This is a genomic window from Bradyrhizobium sp. USDA 4341 (assembly GCF_054063755.1).
Genome location: NZ_JBSSGO010000002.1, coordinates 829,432 through 847,703, shown reverse-complemented (window position 1 = coordinate 847,703; position 18,272 = coordinate 829,432). Strand labels below are relative to the sequence as shown.

General features: G+C 63.8%; 17 protein-coding genes. 11 read left to right on the top strand and 6 right to left on the bottom strand.

The window, feature by feature from the left end:
- Positions 1-85 precede the first annotated feature (85 nt).
- The 3 genes from ACVIGB_RS09710 to ACVIGB_RS09700 form a co-directional block, all read right to left on the bottom strand.
- Positions 86-1,366 carry an O-acetylhomoserine aminocarboxypropyltransferase gene (locus tag ACVIGB_RS09710; RefSeq protein WP_456722845.1) on the bottom strand — a complete coding sequence of 427 codons (1,281 nt, stop codon included), beginning with the start codon at positions 1,364-1,366 and terminating at the stop codon, positions 86-88.
- A 147-nt stretch (positions 1,367-1,513) separates the two neighbouring features.
- A complete protein-coding gene (locus tag ACVIGB_RS09705) occupies positions 1,514-2,098 on the bottom strand; it encodes a CoA-binding protein (protein ID WP_092114695.1) in 585 nt (194 codons plus the stop codon).
- A gap of 110 nt (positions 2,099-2,208) precedes the next feature.
- A complete protein-coding gene (locus ACVIGB_RS09700; protein WP_176530969.1) occupies positions 2,209-3,036 on the bottom strand; it encodes an enoyl-CoA hydratase in 828 nt (275 codons plus the stop codon).
- 70 nt (positions 3,037-3,106) lie between these two features.
- Between ACVIGB_RS09700 and ACVIGB_RS09695 the strand changes: the two genes are divergently transcribed.
- The 5 genes from ACVIGB_RS09695 (at position 3,107) to ACVIGB_RS09675 (ending at position 6,374) form a co-directional block, all read left to right on the top strand.
- Positions 3,107-3,535 carry a PaaI family thioesterase gene (locus ACVIGB_RS09695; protein ID WP_092114693.1) on the top strand — a complete coding sequence of 143 codons (429 nt, stop codon included), beginning with the start codon at positions 3,107-3,109 and terminating at the stop codon, positions 3,533-3,535.
- Between the two features lie 153 nt (positions 3,536-3,688).
- Positions 3,689-4,153 (top strand): 50S ribosomal protein L13, encoded by a 465-nt coding sequence (gene rplM / locus ACVIGB_RS09690; RefSeq protein WP_050405657.1) that lies wholly within the window; start codon positions 3,689-3,691, stop codon positions 4,151-4,153.
- The gene (gene rpsI / locus ACVIGB_RS09685; protein WP_092114692.1) at positions 4,153-4,629 is read left to right on the top strand and encodes a 30S ribosomal protein S9; all 477 of its coding nucleotides are present in this window, start codon (positions 4,153-4,155) and stop codon (positions 4,627-4,629) included. Before rplM ends, rpsI begins: the two co-directional genes overlap by 1 nt.
- Before the next feature lie 246 nt (positions 4,630-4,875).
- Entirely contained in the window at positions 4,876-6,093 is a 1,218-nt protein-coding gene (locus ACVIGB_RS09680; RefSeq protein WP_092114691.1) for a GGDEF domain-containing protein, read from the top strand.
- A gap of 44 nt (positions 6,094-6,137) precedes the next feature.
- Positions 6,138-6,374 carry a hypothetical protein gene (locus ACVIGB_RS09675; RefSeq protein WP_456722846.1) on the top strand — a complete coding sequence of 79 codons (237 nt, stop codon included), beginning with the start codon at positions 6,138-6,140 and terminating at the stop codon, positions 6,372-6,374.
- Here ACVIGB_RS09675 and ACVIGB_RS09670 read toward each other — a convergent pair.
- Positions 6,367-7,530, bottom strand: coding sequence for an AI-2E family transporter (locus tag ACVIGB_RS09670; RefSeq protein ID WP_456722847.1), 1,164 nt, complete (start codon positions 7,528-7,530; stop codon positions 6,367-6,369). The genes ACVIGB_RS09675 and ACVIGB_RS09670 overlap by 8 nt on opposite strands.
- 274 nt (positions 7,531-7,804) lie before the next feature.
- Between ACVIGB_RS09670 and ACVIGB_RS09665 the strand changes: the two genes are divergently transcribed.
- On the top strand, positions 7,805-8,575 hold the full coding sequence (locus ACVIGB_RS09665; RefSeq protein ID WP_456722848.1) for a gamma-glutamyl-gamma-aminobutyrate hydrolase family protein: 771 nt from the start codon (positions 7,805-7,807) through the stop codon (positions 8,573-8,575).
- A gap of 767 nt (positions 8,576-9,342) precedes the next feature.
- Here ACVIGB_RS09665 and ACVIGB_RS09660 read toward each other — a convergent pair.
- Positions 9,343-10,377 (bottom strand): aldo/keto reductase, encoded by a 1,035-nt coding sequence (locus ACVIGB_RS09660; RefSeq protein ID WP_456722849.1) that lies wholly within the window; start codon positions 10,375-10,377, stop codon positions 9,343-9,345.
- A 160-nt stretch (positions 10,378-10,537) separates the two neighbouring features.
- Here ACVIGB_RS09660 and ACVIGB_RS09655 point away from each other — a divergent pair, with 160 nt between their 5' ends.
- From ACVIGB_RS09655 to ACVIGB_RS09635, 5 genes are all read left to right on the top strand, one after another.
- Positions 10,538-11,377 carry an ABC transporter permease gene (locus ACVIGB_RS09655; protein WP_456722850.1) on the top strand — a complete coding sequence of 280 codons (840 nt, stop codon included), beginning with the start codon at positions 10,538-10,540 and terminating at the stop codon, positions 11,375-11,377.
- Positions 11,378-11,464: 87 nt separating this feature from the next.
- A complete protein-coding gene (locus ACVIGB_RS09650) occupies positions 11,465-12,427 on the top strand; it encodes an ABC transporter substrate-binding protein (RefSeq protein WP_456722851.1) in 963 nt (320 codons plus the stop codon).
- 26 nt (positions 12,428-12,453) lie between these two features.
- Entirely contained in the window at positions 12,454-13,224 is a 771-nt protein-coding gene (locus ACVIGB_RS09645) for an ABC transporter ATP-binding protein (RefSeq protein WP_456722852.1), read from the top strand.
- 17 nt (positions 13,225-13,241) lie between these two features.
- Complete coding sequence (locus tag ACVIGB_RS09640) at positions 13,242-14,333, top strand: LLM class flavin-dependent oxidoreductase (protein ID WP_456722853.1); 1,092 nt, start codon at positions 13,242-13,244, stop codon at positions 14,331-14,333.
- Positions 14,334-14,355: 22 nt separating this feature from the next.
- The gene (locus ACVIGB_RS09635; RefSeq protein WP_456722854.1) at positions 14,356-15,711 is read left to right on the top strand and encodes an LLM class flavin-dependent oxidoreductase; all 1,356 of its coding nucleotides are present in this window, start codon (positions 14,356-14,358) and stop codon (positions 15,709-15,711) included.
- 36 nt (positions 15,712-15,747) lie between these two features.
- On the opposite strand, the gene ACVIGB_RS09630 is transcribed toward ACVIGB_RS09635, so the two are convergent.
- Positions 15,748-18,048 (bottom strand): NF038122 family metalloprotease, encoded by a 2,301-nt coding sequence (locus tag ACVIGB_RS09630; protein WP_456722855.1) that lies wholly within the window; start codon positions 18,046-18,048, stop codon positions 15,748-15,750.
- Positions 18,049-18,272 lie beyond the last annotated feature (224 nt).

Here is an 18,272-nt window from a genome sequence, read left to right as displayed (position 1 = left end):
TCGGAATTAAGCGTTAACGAGACGGTCGTTTCGGGCAAGATTGCCGGAGCGATGCGGGCGCACCGCTCCGGAACCAACGTCGGGATCAGGCGCGCAGGGCCTGGTCGAGGTCGGCGATCAGGTCTTCCTTGTCCTCGATGCCGATCGACAGCCGCACCACCTCGGGCGCCGCGCCCGATTTCACCTTGGCGGCGTCGTCGAGCTGGCTATGGGTGGTGGAGGCCGGGTGGATCACCAGCGAGCGGGTGTCGCCGACATTGGCGAGATGCGAGAACAGCTTCAGGTTCGACACCAGGTTGACGCCCGCGTCGTAGCCGCCCTTGAGGCTGAAGGTGAACACCGCGCCGGCGCCTTTCGGCGCGTATTTGCGCTGCAGGGCGTTGTACCTGTCGCCGGGCAGGCCGGCGTAGTTCACGGCCGACACGGCGGGGTGGGTGGAGAGGAATTCCGCCACCGCCTTGGCATTGTCGCAGTGCTTCTGCATGCGCAGCGGCAGCGTCTCGATGCCGGTCAGGATCATGAAGGCGTTGAACGGCGACAGCGCGGGGCCGAGGTCGCGCAGGCCGAGCACGCGGCAGGCGATCGCGAAGGCGAAATTGCCAAAGGTCTCCTGGATCCGGATGCCGTGATATTCAGGGCGCGGCTCGCTCAGCATCGGATATTTGTTGTCCTTCGACCAGTCGAAGGTGCCGGCGTCGACGATGATGCCGCCGAGCGAGTTGCCGTGCCCGCCGAGGAACTTGGTCAGGGAGTGCACGACGATATCAGCGCCATGGTCGATCGGCTTGATCAGATAGGGCGAGGCCAGCGTGTTGTCGACGATCAGCGGCACGCCGGCCTTGCGCGCGACGGCCGCGATCGCCTCGATGTCGGTGATGCTGCCGGCGGGGTTGGCGATCGATTCGATGAAGATCGCCTTGGTGTGTGGCGTCACCGCGCGCTCGAAGCTTTCGATCTCGTCGGGATCGGCCCAGGCCACGTTCCAGCCGAACGCCTTGAAGGCGTGGGTGAACTGGTTGATCGAGCCGCCATAGAGCTTGCGCGCGGCAATGATCTCGTCGCCGGGCCTCAACAGCTGCTGCAGCACGACGAGCTGCGCGGCGTGGCCGGAGGCGACCGCCAGCGCTGCCGTGCCGCCCTCGAGCGCTGCGACGCGTTCCTCGAGCACCGCGTTGGTCGGGTTGCCGATGCGGGTATAGATATTGCCGAATGCCTGCAGGCCGAACAGCGAGGCGGCGTGGTCGGCATCGTTGAAGACGAATGACGTGGTCTGGTAGATCGGCGTCGCCCGCGCGCCGGTGGTGGGATCAGGCTGTGCGCCGGCGTGCACGGCGAGGGTGGAAAATCCCGGAAGGCGATCGGTCATTCTTTGTGTCCTGTTGTGGCCTGGTCGAAACGCGCGGCATGCTGATGGCGGCGGCGCTCGCCGTCAAGCGAGTTGGGTACGCCGCCAGTTTTGGGAGGGGCATCCCGGGCTATACCGGACGATCGAAGCGATTATTCCGCTACGATGTCAGGTCGTCTCCGTCTTGTTCTTCGCCGCGCGGTCGGATGCCGCAGTCTGGCCGCCGCCAAAGCTCGTGCGGTTGAGCGACAGCCGCATGCCCTGCGTCGGGATCGGCGCGCGCTTGGAACTCAGCGTGCGCGAGTTGACGCCCATCCAGGAGATCTCCGACGACAGCCGGCCATACTCGATCTTCGGGCAGCGGTTCATCACCACCTTGAGTCCCGCGGCTTCCGCCCTCTCGGCAGCGGCATCGTCGCGCGCGCCGAGCTGCATCCAGATCACCTTCGGCAGCGGCGACAATTTCAGCGCCTCCTCGACGACCGGCATGATGTGGCTCGAATTGCGGAAGATGTCGATCATGTCGATCGGGCGATCGATATCCGCCAGCGATGCGACGAACGGCTTGCCCATCAGCGCCTTGCCGACATGGCCGGGGTTGACCGGGATCATGTCGTAGCCGCGCTGCGCCAGATATTTGAACGCGAAATAGCTCGGCCGCACGTTGACCGGCGAGGCGCCGACCATCGCGATCGATTTCACATTGTTCAAAATGCTGCGGATGTAGTTGTCGTCGTAGGCGTCGTGGTTCATTTCTGATCAATTGTCCGGTGACGTCAGTGCGAGGAGCGTAGCGACGAAGCAATCCATTCTATCGTCGCATGGTGAGGTGGATTGCCTCGCTCCGCTCGCAATGACGAAGGTTATTTGTCCTGCCATTTCGGGTCGCGCTTCTCGATGAAGGCGCCGATGCCTTCCTCGGCGTCGCGCGCCATCATATTTTCGGTCATCACCTCAGCGGCGAAGCGATAGGCGTCCGCGAGGCTCATCTCGGCCTGGCGATAGAACGCTTCCTTGCCGAGCTTGACGGTGTAGGCCGATTTCAGCGCGACCTTCTCGGCCAACGCGATCGCGGCGTCGCGTTCGGTGCCGGCCGATACCACGCGGTTGACGAGGCCGATGCTCTGCGCCGTTGCCGCCGAGACCGGTTCACCGGTCAGCAGCATCTCCATCGCCTGCTTGCGCGGCACGTTGCGCGACAGCGCCACCATCGGCGTCGAGCAGAACAGCCCGATATCGACGCCCGGCGTCGCAAACGCCGCGGCTTCGGAGGCGACCGCGAGATCGCAGCTCGCGACGAGCTGGCAGCCGGCGGCGGTGGCGATGCCCTGGACGGACGCCACCACCGGTTTCGGCAGATGCACGATCGCCTGCATCATCGCGCTGCAGGCGTTCATGATCTCTGCGAAATAGGCGCGGCCGCGGTCGGCGTCGGTGCGCCGCGCGGTGAGCTCCTTGAGGTCATGGCCGGCGCAGAAGGCCGGGCCGTTGGCCGCGAGCACGACGGCACGGATGCTCTTGTCAGCGCCGATATCGTTCAGCGCAGCGTGCAGCTCGCCGATCAGGCCCTCGGAGAGGCTGTTGCGGGCCGCGGGGCGATTGAGCGTCAGTAGCGCGATACTGCCAACGGTCTCGCGCAGCAGGATCGGCTGGTGTTGCGGCGCTTCCGCGCGGGCGGCTTGGGCGGACATGGTGAAATTCCACTTTGGTCTGTATGACAACTTAATGTAACAGGCAGGCTGAAGCGAGGGCAGGGGCGGCATGGCGATTGCGAAAATGAGCGTGGCTGATCTGGAGGAGTTCCTGCGCAAGGAATTTCCGCAGGCGTTCACCCACGACGACATCAGGATCGAAAGCGCCGATGGCGAGACGGCCTTGCTGCGCCAGCGCTACAGCGAGCGCATGCTGCGGCCGGGCGGTACGGTGTCCGGACCGACCCTGATGGGGCTGGCGGATTTTGCGATGTATGTGGTGCTGCTGTCCGCGATCGGGCCGATCGGCCTTGCCGTCACCACCAACCTCAACATCAACTTCCTGCGCAAGGGCCAGCCGGGGCAGGACGTGCTCGCGGTCGCCAGGCTGCTCAAGCTCGGCAAGCGGCTTGCGGTCGGCGAGGTGAACCTGCTGTCCGGCACCTCTCCGGATCCGATCGCCCATGTCACGGCGACCTATTCCATTCCAAATCAATAGGCTTTTTTGCGGTATTATTGCACCATATTTATAAGCTATTGTTTTCGCTGATGTAAAACGCGCGCGCCGACGTTGACGCGCGCCCGCGGCTTCTCTAGAAACCCACGCAGTTCGGCGCATACGGCGCCGATTTCCTTTTCACGGATTTCACACATGAGCACGTTCTCGGCCAAGCCCGCCGAAGTGACGAAGAAGTGGGTTGTGATCGACGCCAAGGGTCTGGTCGTCGGTCGTCTCGCCACGCTCGTCGCGATGCGCCTGCGCGGCAAACACCTGCCCACCTACACCCCGCATGTCGATTGCGGCGACAACGTCATCATCGTCAACGCCGCGCATGTGGTGCTGACCGGTCGCAAGCGCGACCAGAAGGTCTACTACAAGCACACCGGCTTCATCGGTGGCATCAAGGAGCGCACCGCGAAGCAGATCCTCGAGGGTCGCTTCCCCGAGCGCGTCGTCGAGAAGGCGATCGAGCGCATGATCCCGCGCGGTCCGCTCGGCCGCATGCAGATGGGCAATCTGCGCGTCTATCCGGGTGCCGAGCATCCGCATGAGGCCCAGAGCCCCGAGAAGGTCGATATCGCTTCCCTGAATCGCAAGAACACGAGGGCCGCATAATGTCCGATACTTTGCAGTCCCTCGACCAGCTCTCGCAGGTCAAGCCGGCCGCTCCCGACGCGCCGAAGTACGTCAAGAAGGTCGACAAGTTCAACCGCGCCTATGCCACCGGCAAGCGCAAGGACGCGGTCGCCCGCGTCTGGATCAAGCCGGGCGCTGGCAAGATCTCGGTCAACACCCGCGACATCGAAATCTACTTCGCCCGCCCGGTGCTGCGCATGATGATCCAGCAGCCGCTGGTCGCTGCCGCCCGTAACGGCCAGTACGACGTGATCTGCACCGTCGCCGGCGGCGGTCTGTCCGGCCAGGCCGGTGCCGTCCGCCACGGTATCTCGAAGGCGCTGACCAACTTCGAGCCCGAGCTGCGCGGCGTCCTCAAGAAGGGCGGCTTCCTGACCCGCGATAGCCGCACGGTCGAGCGTAAGAAGTACGGCAAGGCCAAGGCCCGCAAGTCCTTCCAGTTCTCGAAGCGCTAATTCGAGTCTTCAAATTCGCGGCAATTGCCGCGTGCATCGAGTTGCAGAGGGCGCCGCGAGGCGCCCTTTTTGCTGCGCCCAACCGCGCGTGCTTCGACGCGAATTAGCGCAGTTTTTCATGAAAACTTGCGTGTGCGTGCAAACGAAATTGGAACTCGGGCCTTTTAGCCTGCGGGCTCGCACTGGCGCTGCATCACCGTATTATTTGCGCCTGCGAACGTTGCATCACCGGGCTGGGGTGACTCTATGTCGTTCGATCCATCGACGCTTTATCTGTTCGCCACCATGGTTGCGGGCATGCTCGGCGCCATGCTCTGGTTGTTCGGCAGGCAGGAGAACATTGCCGCGCTGAAATGGTGGGGCACCGCCTATCTGCTCGGCGCGGCCTCCGTCGCGCTCTGGACGGTCGGCAGCTCGACGCTCGATCCGCTCGTCTTGCTAGGTCTCAACGCGATCGGCTTCGCCGCCTGCGGCATGGTCTGGAATGCCGCGCGTATCTTCCACGGCCGCAAGGCCAACCTGCCGGGTCTCGTGCTCGGCCCGATCGTGTGGATCGGTGCCGCGACGTCAATCGCGGATCCGGCGATGCGCCTGACGATCGGCGCCGGGATCGTCGCGATCTACGCGGCGCTGACCGCCTCCGAACTCTGGAGCGAGCGACGCCGCGCGATGCAGAGGCGCTGGATTGCGATCGCGATCCCGGTCGCACATGGCTGCGTCCTGATGCTGCCGATCCTGGTCGGCGACGTGCTGCGACTGAACGGCCAGAATTTCGTCAGCAGCTTCTGGGTCACGCTGTTCTCGATCGAACTCGTGCTGTATGCGATCGGCACGGTGTTCGTGATCTTCATGATGGTGTCGGACCGCGCGGTCGCCGTGCACAAGACGGCCGCGTCGATCGATCCGTTGAGCGGCATGCTCAACCGCCGCGGCTTCACCGAGGCCTGCACGCGGGTGATCGAGCGGGAGGCCACGGCCGGCCGGCCGGTCACCGTGATGATCTTCGACATCGACCACTTCAAGTCGATCAACGACCGGTTCGGCCATCCCGCCGGTGACGAGATCCTGAAATTGTTCTCCGCCGTGGTGGTCAACAGCCTCAGGATCAGCGATCTGTCGGGCCGGATCGGCGGCGAGGAGTTCGCGGCGCTGCTGCCGTGCTCGCTGGAGGAGGGCGTCTTGGTCGCCGAGCGCGTGCGCGAGGCGTTCGAGAACAGCAACATCACCTGCGAGGACGGCGCGGTCGACACCACGGTCAGCATTGGCGTGGCCGGCGGACCTGCCGGGACCGAGCTCGAGGTGCTGTTGGCCTCGGCCGACACCGCGCTCTACCAGGCCAAGCGCGGCGGCCGCAACCGCGTCGAGGCGGCAGAGGAATTGCCGCTGTCGCTGGAGAATTGGCGGCGCAAGACCGCCGGCCTGCCGGCATCGGCGCGGCAAAAGCCGGCGCCCGCCCGCGCGTGAGCGCGGTAACGACTGGTTAACCATTCGATCCCATGCTTTCGGGCATGGAGTCGATCAGCACCCGCAACCCGCATTCAGCCCTGATGTCGCTCGAAGCCGACGCGGCTTCGGCGCGCGGCGGCTTCGCCTGCCTGTTCTCGGACTCCGATGAATACGAGACCGCGCTGATCGCCGAACGCCGCGCGCAGGGACGATACCAAGCGCCCAGGCGCCGTTGGCCGATCGTGATGCTCGTCGGCGTGATGCTGATGGTCGTCGGTACCGTCCTGCTGTTCAACTGAGCTGCGGCACGTTCGACGGAGCGGGCGTCTGCGCCGGCGCCTGATCTTCCGCCTTGAAGTGGTCGATCATCACCTTGGCGATCGCCATCAGCGGCAGCGCCAGCGCGAGCCCCCAGATGCCGAACACGACGCCGAGCAGGATCTGGAACGCGAACAGTGTTGCCGGCGGGATGTCGAGCGCCTGGCGCTGGATGATCGGCGTCAACACGTAGCTTTCCAGCGCGTGGACGCCGAGGAACAGGATGAAGGCCGACAGCGCCGCGATCCACCCGGTCGCGAGGCTCGCCAGCACCACGATCAGCCCGCCCAGGATCGCGCCGACCGTCGGGATGAAGGCGAGCAGGCCGGCCTGGATGCCAAGGATGAACGAGCTCGGAATCCCGATGATGGCGAGCCCGATCCAGGTGACGAGGAACACCGCGGTCATGGTGATGATCTGCGCGATCAGCCAGCGCTCCAGCGTCTCGCCGATGCGGTCGACGATGACGGTCGCCTGGGCGCGGTATTTGGCCGGCGCGATGAACAACAATCCGGCGCGGTAAATGCTCGGCTGGGCCGCGAAGGCGAGCCCGAGGAACAGCACGATGAAGAAATTGCCGACGACGCTGACGGTGCCGAGCAGCACCTTCAGCGTCTGACTGATGATCGCGCCGCCGCTCGAGGCCAGCGCGCCGGCGCCGGGGATGCCATGAGACTGCGACGCTGGCGGTGTCGTCGTCGTCACGGCGGAGCCTTCGCCCTTCGCCTCGCCGGCGGCATTGGTGAAGTCGAGATAGCTGGTATCGACGCCGCGCTGCTCGAGGAACTCCTTGACGTTGCCGAGCTGCGATTTGATCGTGTTGCTCAGCACCGTGGCCTGCTGCGCGATCGTGGTGCCGCCGAGGAACACGATGCCGGACAATAGCCCGGCCATCGCCAGGCAGACGATCGCAAGCCGCAACGCGTGAGGCAGCGCGGTCAGCCGGCCGAGCAGGGTGGTCATGGCATTGAGGGCGACCCCGAGCAGCATGCCCGCGAACAGCAGGAACAGGGTCGCAGCGAACTGCCAGGCGAAGGTCAACAGGGCGGCGAACAGCACGATGCCGATGCCGCCGACGCCGATCGCCCACGCCATGTCGTTGCGGGCCTGCAGGCGATTGTCAGCCGGGTCTGTCACGGGTGATTCCCCCTTCGCGACGGTGTCCAGCAGTCTTTGGCGAAAATCCCGCCGGGATCAAGCTGGGCGGACCGTGCCGGTTTGCCGCTGACGCGCCGTGGTCCGGGCGTGACCGTGGGGCGCCCGCCGGATTTGGGGCCGCGAGAGCGCCAATCTGTGCAGGACTGCAAGGTCCCCTGTGCAGATATAGGCAGTTGATCCGGGGGGAACTCGAAGGCATGATCGTCTCCGCAAAGTCGCAAACTTAGAATAATCATTGCGCGAGACTTTAATAATGAGACGGCCCGTGGTCGGCGTGATCGGAAACGCCCATCGCATTGAAAATCGTTTCACAGTCCAGATGGTCGGAGAGCGCAACCTTCGGGCGGTTGCCGAGGTGTCGGGTGCCGTGCCCTTGATGTTCGCGGGCAGCCCCGAAATCACCGATGTCGGCGCCTTGCTTGACGTGGTCGACGGCGTGGTGCTGACCGGGGCTCGCGCCAACGTTCATCCGACCCGCTTCAACACTGAACCTTGCGCGGCTCATGAGCCTTACGACATCCACCGCGACGACGTCGCGCTGGCGCTGTCGGAGGCTTGCGTCGCGCGCGGCGTGCCGATCTTTGGCATCTGCCGCGGCCTGCAGGAGATGAACGTCGCGTTCGGTGGCTCGCTGCATCCGGAGATCCGCGAGATCCCGGGCCGCATGAACCACCGGATGCCGCGACTGGAGAACGGCGAAATCCATCCCGATCCCACCGTGGTGTTCGCCGACCGTCACGACGTCGCGCTGACGCCGGGTGGCGCCTTCGCAAGGATCCTCGGCTGCGAGACCATTCGGGTCAATTCGCTGCACGGCCAGGGCATCCTCGAGCCCGGCAGGCGCGTCGTGATTGAGGGCATCGCCGAGGACGGCACCATCGAGGCGATCCGCATCGCCGATGCGCCCGGCTTTGCGCTCGGTGTGCAATGGCACGCCGAATACGATCCGCAACGCAACCCGATCAACCGCGCGCTGTTCGAGGCATTCGGCGACGCACTGCGCGAGCGTCGGCGAGCGGCGTAGGGGCTGCTGGTCATACAACGACCACCGCCGTCGTCCCTTCGGGCGTGTTGTCATGGTTTTCTGACATGGCGCGGGCAGGTGCCGCACACGCGCATGTCGTCCTGGCGAAAGCCAGGACCCATAACCACCGCAGTCGATTGGGAATGGGATCGCGGCCGCAGCGTCGTGCAACGACTGACATTTGGGGTAATGGGTCCTGGCTTTCGCCAGGACGACGATTGAGGATGTTGACGCGGCTTCGCATTCTCGCGGCTTGATTTGCCCGAGTCTTGCCATTCGTTCCGCCCTCTCGCTTGAAGAGGGCGCAGGGAAAGCCGGGTGCCGATCGCACCCATGGGCCCCGAGCAAAAGGTAGAAAGCTCGGGGGTAGGACCACAGGTGTAACCGGAAACAACCCGGCTTTCCCTGCGCGATGGGTTACGGCTTACTTCGTGCTCTCCCCGGCGAGACTGGGCTTGTTTGTCACCGCCTTCGCAAAGCGCTTGCGCGTTCTGCGAGAGGACACCTGCCGCTAGGGCGTCAGGACCACACGACTTCACCGTCCGCTTTAGCCACACTCGTCAGTCGTGGCATCAGCGTCCACCGCATCTCGACCCACGTTCGTGACGATCGCGAAGCGCCCCTAGATCGGGTGAGACAGCGATTTCATAGCACTGAGTTGCCCTTCCGATAAACCGAATATTTTCGATTTGGGGGCTTGCGCCGTCGGGCAAATCAGCGCTAGCGGGTCGTGGCCTCCCGAGGATCGGTCTCCTCGTCGTCGCTCCTCATCGTAAGCCGACCGACTGGCGAAACAGCCGCTTGAGGTCCGCTGCTGCAGTCTGCCCCGATTGCAGTTGTTCATTGCGATCGTGTTGGACTTGTTGCGGGCGATAAGGCTCTTCCAGTGCATCGAGCTCCTGGTCGGTCAACCGGATGTCGAGCGCGGCAATGGCATCGTCGATATGATGGAGCTTGGTCGCGCCGAGGATGGGAGCCGTCACGGCAGGGTTGTGCAGCAACCAGGCAAGCGCGATCTGGGCGGGCTTGCACCCGCGCGCCTGCGCCACGGCGAGCACGCGATCGATCACCGCGTCATCTTCCGGACGTGAGAAGTCCTTCACGACGCGTGACCGCTCGGTACTTTCGCGGCGGCTGCCGGCGAGTAGTCCCCGCGCAAGAGGGCTGTAAGGAATGATTCCGACGCCCTGGTCGAGACAGAGAGGGATCATCTCTCGTTCTTCTTCGCGATAGAGAAGATTATACTTGTTCTGCATGGTGACGAATTTCGTCAACCCGTTCGTCTGCGCAAGCGCCTGCAGCTTGGCAAACTGGAACGCGTGCATGCTTGAAGCGCCGATGTGGAGTGCCTTGCCGCTGCGCACCACTGCATCAAGCCCCTCAAGGATCTCCTCGTAAGGCGTCAGCGGATCGAGGCGGTGGACCTGGTACAGGTCGACATAATCGGTGCCGAGGCGACGCAGGCTGTCGTCGATGGCATGTCGAATATGCTTGCGCGACAATCCCCCCTGATTGGCGCCGGCTCCCATCGGAAAAAAGACCTTGGTGGCGATGACGACCTGGTCCCGTCCTGCGGCGAACCGCTTCACCGCGCGCCCAAGGATCTCTTCGCTGAGGCCGGATGAATAGGAGTCGGCGGTATCGAAGAAGGTAAAGCCATCCTCAAAGGCGCGACGATAATGATCTTGTGCCTGCTCCTCGTTCAACGCCCACGGCATCCAATCCTTCGATCCATAGCTTGAACACCCGAAGGCTATTCGCGACACCTGGATTCCGGTGTTCGCGAGCGTTACATATTTCATCTGCATATCCTTCACTGTCGTGCGGGGCTTTACGAGATGGGTCATCACGCACGGCCGCAAACTATGGAATATCTTGTCTGACGAATTGGTCTAGTTTGCTTCCACTGCAAGGGTGCGGTCGCAAGCGTGATCTCTGCCCGTAGCGTATTAGGGCATGGCCATGTCAGTCGAGTCGATCGAAACCGTTGTTGATGTTCAGACCAACGACAAGGAGAGCCGCGCAAAGCTGCGCTCTCTCGCTGCCAAGCTGCCGTGGATCGCCATCGTTCAGGTACTGGTGGTTGCTGCGATCCTGCTGGCTGTGCAGATCGCGGTCGATAGCGGCGCAGTTAAACGAATCTACCTGGCTTCGCCGACGCAGATCGTTGCTGCCTTCCCTCAGCTCTTCGCCAGAGAGAATTTACTCTTTCATCTCTCGGTGACGCTTGCCGAAGCGGGCGTTGGCGTGGGGTTGAGTGCGATCCTCGGCATTGTGACCGGCATAGCCATGGGCCTGTTTCCGAAGGTGCATCAATTTCTCAGCCCCTTCCTGATCTGGTTCATGGCGATACCCAAGGTCACCATCATTCCGCTTCTCACGCTCTATCTGGGCCTCGGGTTCGAGCACAAGGTGTTCATCATCTTCCTGTTTTGCTACTTCCTGTTCGTCTTCAATACGATTGCCGGTATCAAGCAAGTCCAGGACAATCACGTCAAGGTCGCGCTGACGCTCGGGGCGAGCCAGCGTCAGATCATCTGGAAAGTGGTGCTGCCGTCCGCCACACCATCGATCGTGGCCGCGGTGCGGATCGAGGCAGCGACCTGTCTGCTCGCAACTCTTTTCGCCGAGATCGTCGCCTCCAAGGCCGGCGTCGGCAACCTCCTCAACAAGCTATCCGGCATCTACGACACCGCCGGTGTCTTCGCCCTCGTCATTCTCGTCACGTCGATCGCATTGCTGATCATCTATCTGGTGGATCTGCTCGAGCGACGTCTCTTGCTCAAGTGGAAATACGTCTGACCGGTCCCGGTTCCGCGTCTTCCCGTCACTGCTCGTTCGAAGGGATCGATCATGTTCTCAACAAGCCTTCCGGCTCGTCTCCTTGTCTTGACTGCACTCACTCTCGGCTTCTCCGCGTCGGCAAATGCGCAGGACAAGAAAACCCTCAAGCTTCAGGATACCACAAGCTATACGCAGCAGCCCATCGTGTTTGGTGTAGAGAAGGGGTTCTTCGCGGAGGAAGGCCTGAACGTCGAATTTGTGGGAACGCAGGATCCGGTCACGGCCACTTCGCGAGGCGACGTGACCTTTGCCTTCGGACCGACCAGCGTCTATCTGCGAGCCGCCGCTTTGGGGGCTCCGATCAAGATCGTCTCCGCGGCCTTCCGCTCGAAGGGGCCTTATTTTCTCATCGCGCGGAAAGGCATCAAGTCCTTCGCCGATCTGAAGGGCAAGACGATCGGCGTCGGACCCGACACAAGCGGCAATCTCGCTTCGGTCGCTCGCTATCTGCTGCGGGCCGAAGGTATCAATCCCGATCGTGACGTGACGCTTTTTGCCGCGGGCGCAACCGAAAAGGCCTACGGTGCGCTCGAAACCAGCCAGGTTGACGCCACCATCATCCATCAACCTTTCGCGGCACTCGGCGAGATCGAAGGAGTCTCGACGACGCTTGCTCGCGCCTGGGATTACCTTCCAACCTATCACACGGGCGTCCTGATTGCGGGCGACTCGGTGATAGCGCAGGATCCAGACCTGCTGCGGCGGGGCCTACGGGCCTATTTCAAGTCCTACAGCTACGCCAAGGCGCATTATGACGAGTATCTGCCTTGGCTGCAGGCCCGCTTGAAGATCAATCCGGAGGCGGTGAAGCGCGCCATCTATCAGGAGGATGACGTCTGGGATGCCAATCCGGCGATCGATCCGAAGGCGATCCACGACACCCAGCAGCTGGAGATCGAGGTCGGCAACCAGAAGGAATTCTACGACGCCGCCAAGTATATCGATGTCCGCTTCATCCCACAGGACTATGTGAAGCCATTCACCTATCCCGAGCGCAAGACGCAGTGAGTGAGAGCAAGCGGAGCGCAAAGGGCATGCCTGCCTTCACCATCAGGTCTCTCGATAAGGTCTATCCGGGCGCGCCGCCGGTGCGCGCGCTCAGCAACATCAGTTTCTCGGTCGAGGAGGGCGAGTTCATCGTCCTGCTCGGCCCCAGCGGCTGCGGCAAGAGTACGCTTCTGGAAATTCTCGCCGGGCTCCAGCAGCCGAGCGGCGGATCGGTGCTGTTTCGCGACAAGCCGATCAACGGTCCCGGCGGAGAGCTTGGCGTGGTGTTCCAGGATGCCTCGCTCTACCCGTGGCGAACGGTTGCGGCCAATGTCGGCCTCGGGCTGGAATTGCGCGGAGTGGACAAGCAGCAAGCCCGGCGATTGGTCGAGGAGCATCTGTCCCTGGTCGGGCTCGACGGCTTTGGCGGCAAGTTTCCGCACCAGATCTCCGGCGGCATGAAGCAACGCGCCGGCATCGCGCGCGCGCTCGTCAATGATCCCGACGTCATCCTGATGGACGAACCGTTCGGAGCCGTCGATTACGTGACGCGCAACAGGCTGCAGGAAGACCTGATCCGGATCTGGCAGCAGCGCCGCAAGACCATCGTCTTTGTGACACACGACGTCGGCGAGGCGGTGTTTCTGGCCGATCGTATCGTCCTGCTGTCACCGCGGCCCGGAAGGATCGCTGAAATCGTTACCCTCGACCGGCAGCGTCCGCGTCGGCGGGGCGACATCGAACTTCTGCAATGCGAAGCTCGGATCTACGAGGCGCTCCGCGCGCTGGAGCCGGCTGCGACGGCAACCGTGGCCTGACAGAACGGAGACCAAAAATGGCCAAACCGCTCCACCTCGGCTTTCTCTATGCGCCGCAATCCGGACACCAGACGCACGACGAAGGTTTCGATCCCCTGAACCCTCTCCACCTGACGGCTCTCGCGCGGGACCTCGAGGGGGCCGGCTTTGCCTTCCTTCTGGTAGACGACAGCATCGGCCATGCGGAGCCCGCGCGCAGCGAAGCGTTCACCACGGCGTCCTTCCTCGCGACCAGGACGCGCCATATCGGTCTGATCGCCGCGGCCAACACAAGCTATGTCGAGCCGTACAATGTGACGCGGCTCGCCGCGTCGCTCGACCATGTCACGCATGGGCGCGCCGGCTGGCTGGTCTCGACCGGCGCGGTCGACCCCGCCGGCGCCAATTACGGGCAGGCCGCTGTTGCACCTGATGTCCACTACGAGCGCGCCGATGAAATCCTCGATATCGCGCGCCGGCTCTGGGATAGCTGGGAGGATGATGCCTTCATCCGCGACAAGCAAAGCGGCGTGTTCGTCGATGGCGCCAAAATCCATCCCATCGATCACATAGGGCCTTCCTTCAGGGTCAAGGGACCCCTCAACGTCGCACGACCGCCTCAGGGCCAAGTCATCGTTGCTCATCGCGTGGTGGACAGACGGTCGGCTGACTTCGCGGGACGGCACGCAGATATCGCCATCCTCGGAGCTGACACGGCGGGCAATATCGCGGCCTTGCGTGACAATGTGCTCGCTGCCGCGCGGGGCGTCCATCGCGATGAGCAACATGTGCGCCTGTTTGCGGAGATCGTGCCTTTCATTGGGCCGGACCATGCGGCAGGCACGCCGACAACACGCGCGGCGAACCATGTGTCCGGTACCCCGACGGAAATCGTCGACCAGATCGAGGCGCTGGCGAATGCAGTGACGCTGGATGGTCTGGTGGTGGCGCCTCGGGTTCTGCGTAGCGGCCTCGATGCCTTTTCCCGGGATGTCGTCCCGGAGCTGGCGCGGCGGCAGCGGCTGCGATCCGGCGACACATCGGCCACCCTGCGCGAAAGGCTCGGTCTGGCCCGGCCGCGCAATATCTTCGAACACAAGGCACCACGTCAGGCCAGCACGGCAGCCTGAATCCTCCTGCGAGCGTTGCATCATGTCCAAGCGAGAACTCCATTTCGGCCTGATGTTCTGGGCCGGCGGCACGCACCCGAGCGGCTGGCGCTATCCGTCCTCCCATGCCGGGGCCGCGTTCGACATCGAGTTCCTGCAGCGGGTCACCCGGATTGTGGAAGCGGCCAAGTTCGACTTTCTCTTTCTTGGCGACCGGCTGGCGAGCGATCCAAGCCTGCAAACCACCAATCCCGCCCAGATGTCGCGGCTCGAACCCTTCGTGTCCGGCGCGAGCCTGGCGGCGGCGACCAGTCATATCGGCATCGTCGTCACGGCCAATCCGACCTACTACGATCCCTATAATCTGGCGCGCATGTTCGCTTCGCTGGATCATCTGAGCCAGGGCCGCGCATCGTGGAACCTGGTGACCGGCGCGGATGAGATCGCGGCCGGCAATTTCTCGCGCCAGGCCCATTGGGACACCGAGCGGCGCTATGATTGGGCGGATGAATTCGTCACCGTGGTGCGGGGACTTTGGGATAGCGATGCGGTCACGCCGCTGCACCACAAGGGGCGCTATTTCGACGTCGCCGGGCCGCTCAACGTCAGGCGCCCACCGCAAGGCCACCCGGTGATCCTGCATGCCGGCACGTCAGACCGTTCGCGTGAACTCGGGGCGCGCGATGCCGACGTCATCTTCGCCGGTCAGGCGACGATCGAGAGCGCGAAAGCCTACTATGCCGACCTCAAATCCAGGGCCGGCAAATACGGCAGGAGGGATGGCGACATCGCCATTCTGCCCGGGCTCACCCCCGTCGTTGCGGAAACGACGCAGAAGGCGGTTGAGATATTCGACCATCTCAATTCCTTCATCGCGCTGGAGCCCGATGGCGATGGCGGCGAGGCCAGCCGCTACGGTTCTCTTGGCAGAATGGGGAAACGCCGCAACCTCACGGCGGTGTCGGCTGCGATCGGTGTCGATATCTCCGGTCAAGACCGCGACGCGGCTGTCGATCCCGTGGTGCTGGCAGAGGCCAATGAAGACGGCCAGCGGCTGTTTGCCGATGTCACGCGTCTCACCCGCCGCGACGTGAAAGGCCGCAACCGTCTGACTTATCGCGATCTCATCATCGGGCACATCAGCTCCGGTGCCGTCGTGGTCGGCGATCCGAATGAGGTCGCCGACCACATCCAGCTCTGGTTTGACCAAAGGGCGGCCGACGGTTTCAATATCTTCCCGCCCTATGTGCCGGAATCCGTCGAGGCCTTTACCAGCCTTGTGATCCCTGAATTGCAACGGCGCGGCCTCTACCGGACCGACTATTCCGGTTCGACCTTTCGCGATCATCTGGGCTTGGCAAAGCCGGCGCCCATTCTGGCCAACGCCTCCAGCCTTTGAGGCCGGCCGACGAGAGGTCCTCGGCGACGGCCGGGGTCACACCAGATGAAAGCCGTCTGCGCCCGTCGCGGGCACCGGCGGGTAGGGCGTTCCGGCGGGCAGGCCGAGATAGAGATATTCGAGGCCGTAGGTCGCCGCGAAGCTCGATGCCGCGGCGTCGAGGACGATGTTGCCTGCCGTGCCGAAATGCAACTCGGGACGGGTCAAGCCGTCGGCCGAGAAGGCCGGCGCATCATTGACGGACAGGCCGTTGAAGCTCGCATTCACGTGCGACAGGTCGGCGGCGTTGCCGGCAAGGTCGGCGATAGCAGCGCCGCCGTTGAGATTGACGCCGGTCACGGCGAGCGAAGAAGTCGCGCTGTCACTCCCTGACACCAGATAGTCGAAGGCGAGTTTGGTCGCATCGTGCAGCGCCGCGGTCGCTGCCGCGTCGTAGGTCGCGCTGCCACCATTGCTCAGCGCAAGCGTGGGAGTGCCGCCCGTTACCGTGACGGCTTCATTGAAAGCGAGCGTCAGGGCGACGGACGCGCCAGCGGTCTCGATGCCGGTCGCCGGTGCCGCGCTGACCCCTGAGGACTCCGGCGCAGTGGTGTCGATTTGCAGGATGCCGCCGGGATTGGTCACCGCACCTATGAGGCTCGCATGATGGCCGTAGCTGTCCGTCAGCGACGCGCCGTGCAGCAGGAAACCTGATACCGCGAGATCGGCGGTGTTGTCACCGGCAGCGACCGTGTAGCTGAAGGCCGGGGCGTCGCTGCCGCTGCCACCCGTAAAGGTCGCGACACCACCATCGTTGAGCAGCAAGGTCGGCATGCCATGAGCGGTGTCCACGGTGACGGCGTCGCTCATGTTGAGGCTGAAGGTGACGGCATGACCGGCGTTGAGGTCGCCATTGCCGCCGGAGATGCCGGCGCCGCTGGTCGCAACCGACAGCACCGACGGCAGCAGGAAGATCGCGGTGCCGCCAAAGCCATCGCCGCCGACACCAAAGGTCTGGCCGGCGAAATTGTCGTTCGGATCGAGCTGGAAGTCGAACGTCTTGTTGTGCTCGGTGAGCTCGAGCACGTTGCCGGGCAGCAGCGTGACCGCGGCATTGCTGCCGATGTTGACGCCGTAGAAATCGATGGTGTCGCCGATCGCAAAGCCGCTGATGATGTTGGCCGGCGGCGTGTGTCCGTCGATCTCGAGCGTGCCGCCTGCGCCCTGGAACACGATCGGTGTGCCGCCGGTTACCGCGCCGCTCGTGACATCGACCAGCCCGCCTGCGATGGTCACGCCATCGGCCGCGCCTCCGGAATCGACGGTCAGCGTGCTGCCGGCATCGACGATGATGCCGTGGATTGCACCGCCGCTGTCGATCTCGGCATTGCCGCCATCAAGCGCAACGGCGGTTGCGGTACCCGCGACGTCGAGCGTGCCGCCCGCCTGCACGACAAGGTTGCTGGAGGTATGGCCGGCTGCGACGAAATAGATCTCGCCGTTGAACACGAAGTTGTCCGGCGCCGACGGATTCCACCCGAGCGTCTGCATCTGGATGAAATCGGTCTGGGTAAAGCCGTTGATGAGGCCGGAATTGCTTTCATTGTTGAAGGCGTCGTCGCCGAACGGGCCCGGACCCCCGCCGGAGCCGAAGCCGGAATCCCAATCGCCGAGATCGCCCTTGGCGACATGGTTGTTCCAGCTTGCAAGGCTGGTTGCGCCATTGTCGATCGAGAAATAGCCGGTGGAATGGAGGGGGCCGGGTACGAGTTCGCGGACGCCGGGCGCCGAGAAGCGGAACAGGTCGGGGACGCCCCAGCCATTGGCATAGTGCTCGCCATTGACGCCGAGCAGCGAGTCGCGGCCCAACACCTCGGTGATCTCGTGCTCGATCGAGCCGACGAGATAGTATTGATTGCTTCCCGGCGTGGCCGTCGGGTCGTAGGACCAGTTCGCCGTGGCATCGAAGCCGACCCAGCCGTCATTGGCCGGGTCGTTGGCGGCGATCAGACCGAGCGCCTTGGCTTCCGCGCGCCCGATATCGAACGTTCCACCGCCGGTCGGATCCAACGCGGGCAAGGTCGCGAAGGCCGCGAGTTGGGCGCTGGAGGTGCCGTCCGCGATCAAGGCATTCCTGATCGTGGCGTAGTCATAGGCCGGCGCCTTTGCCTCCTCGCTTTCACCAAGGAAACCCGACGCGATCGCCGAGCCGCCGACCTCGCCCCAGCCGACATGGATGCTGAGGGTGACGTCATTGGTGAAGGCGGTGTCGAACAGGTTGACGACATAGGCGACCGCGGTCTTGAAGCCTGACGGCGCGGACGCGACGCTCGGGTCGTAGACGACGTTGATCTGCACCGATGCCTCCCGGGAGACGGCGAGCGACTTTGCGGAGCGCAGGCGGCTCGTGCGCGCCGGCGACCGCGCGAAGATGCCCTAAATCGGGACCGCCGGCTTGGACTCCCCGGCGCCGGAGGCGGTTCAACCGGCATCGGCGCGAGCGTTCTCCGTACTTATACGGATACGAAAGTGGCGGATTGCAGGGCCGGACTCGGCTAAGCAAGAAGGCGCAAGCCACCCGA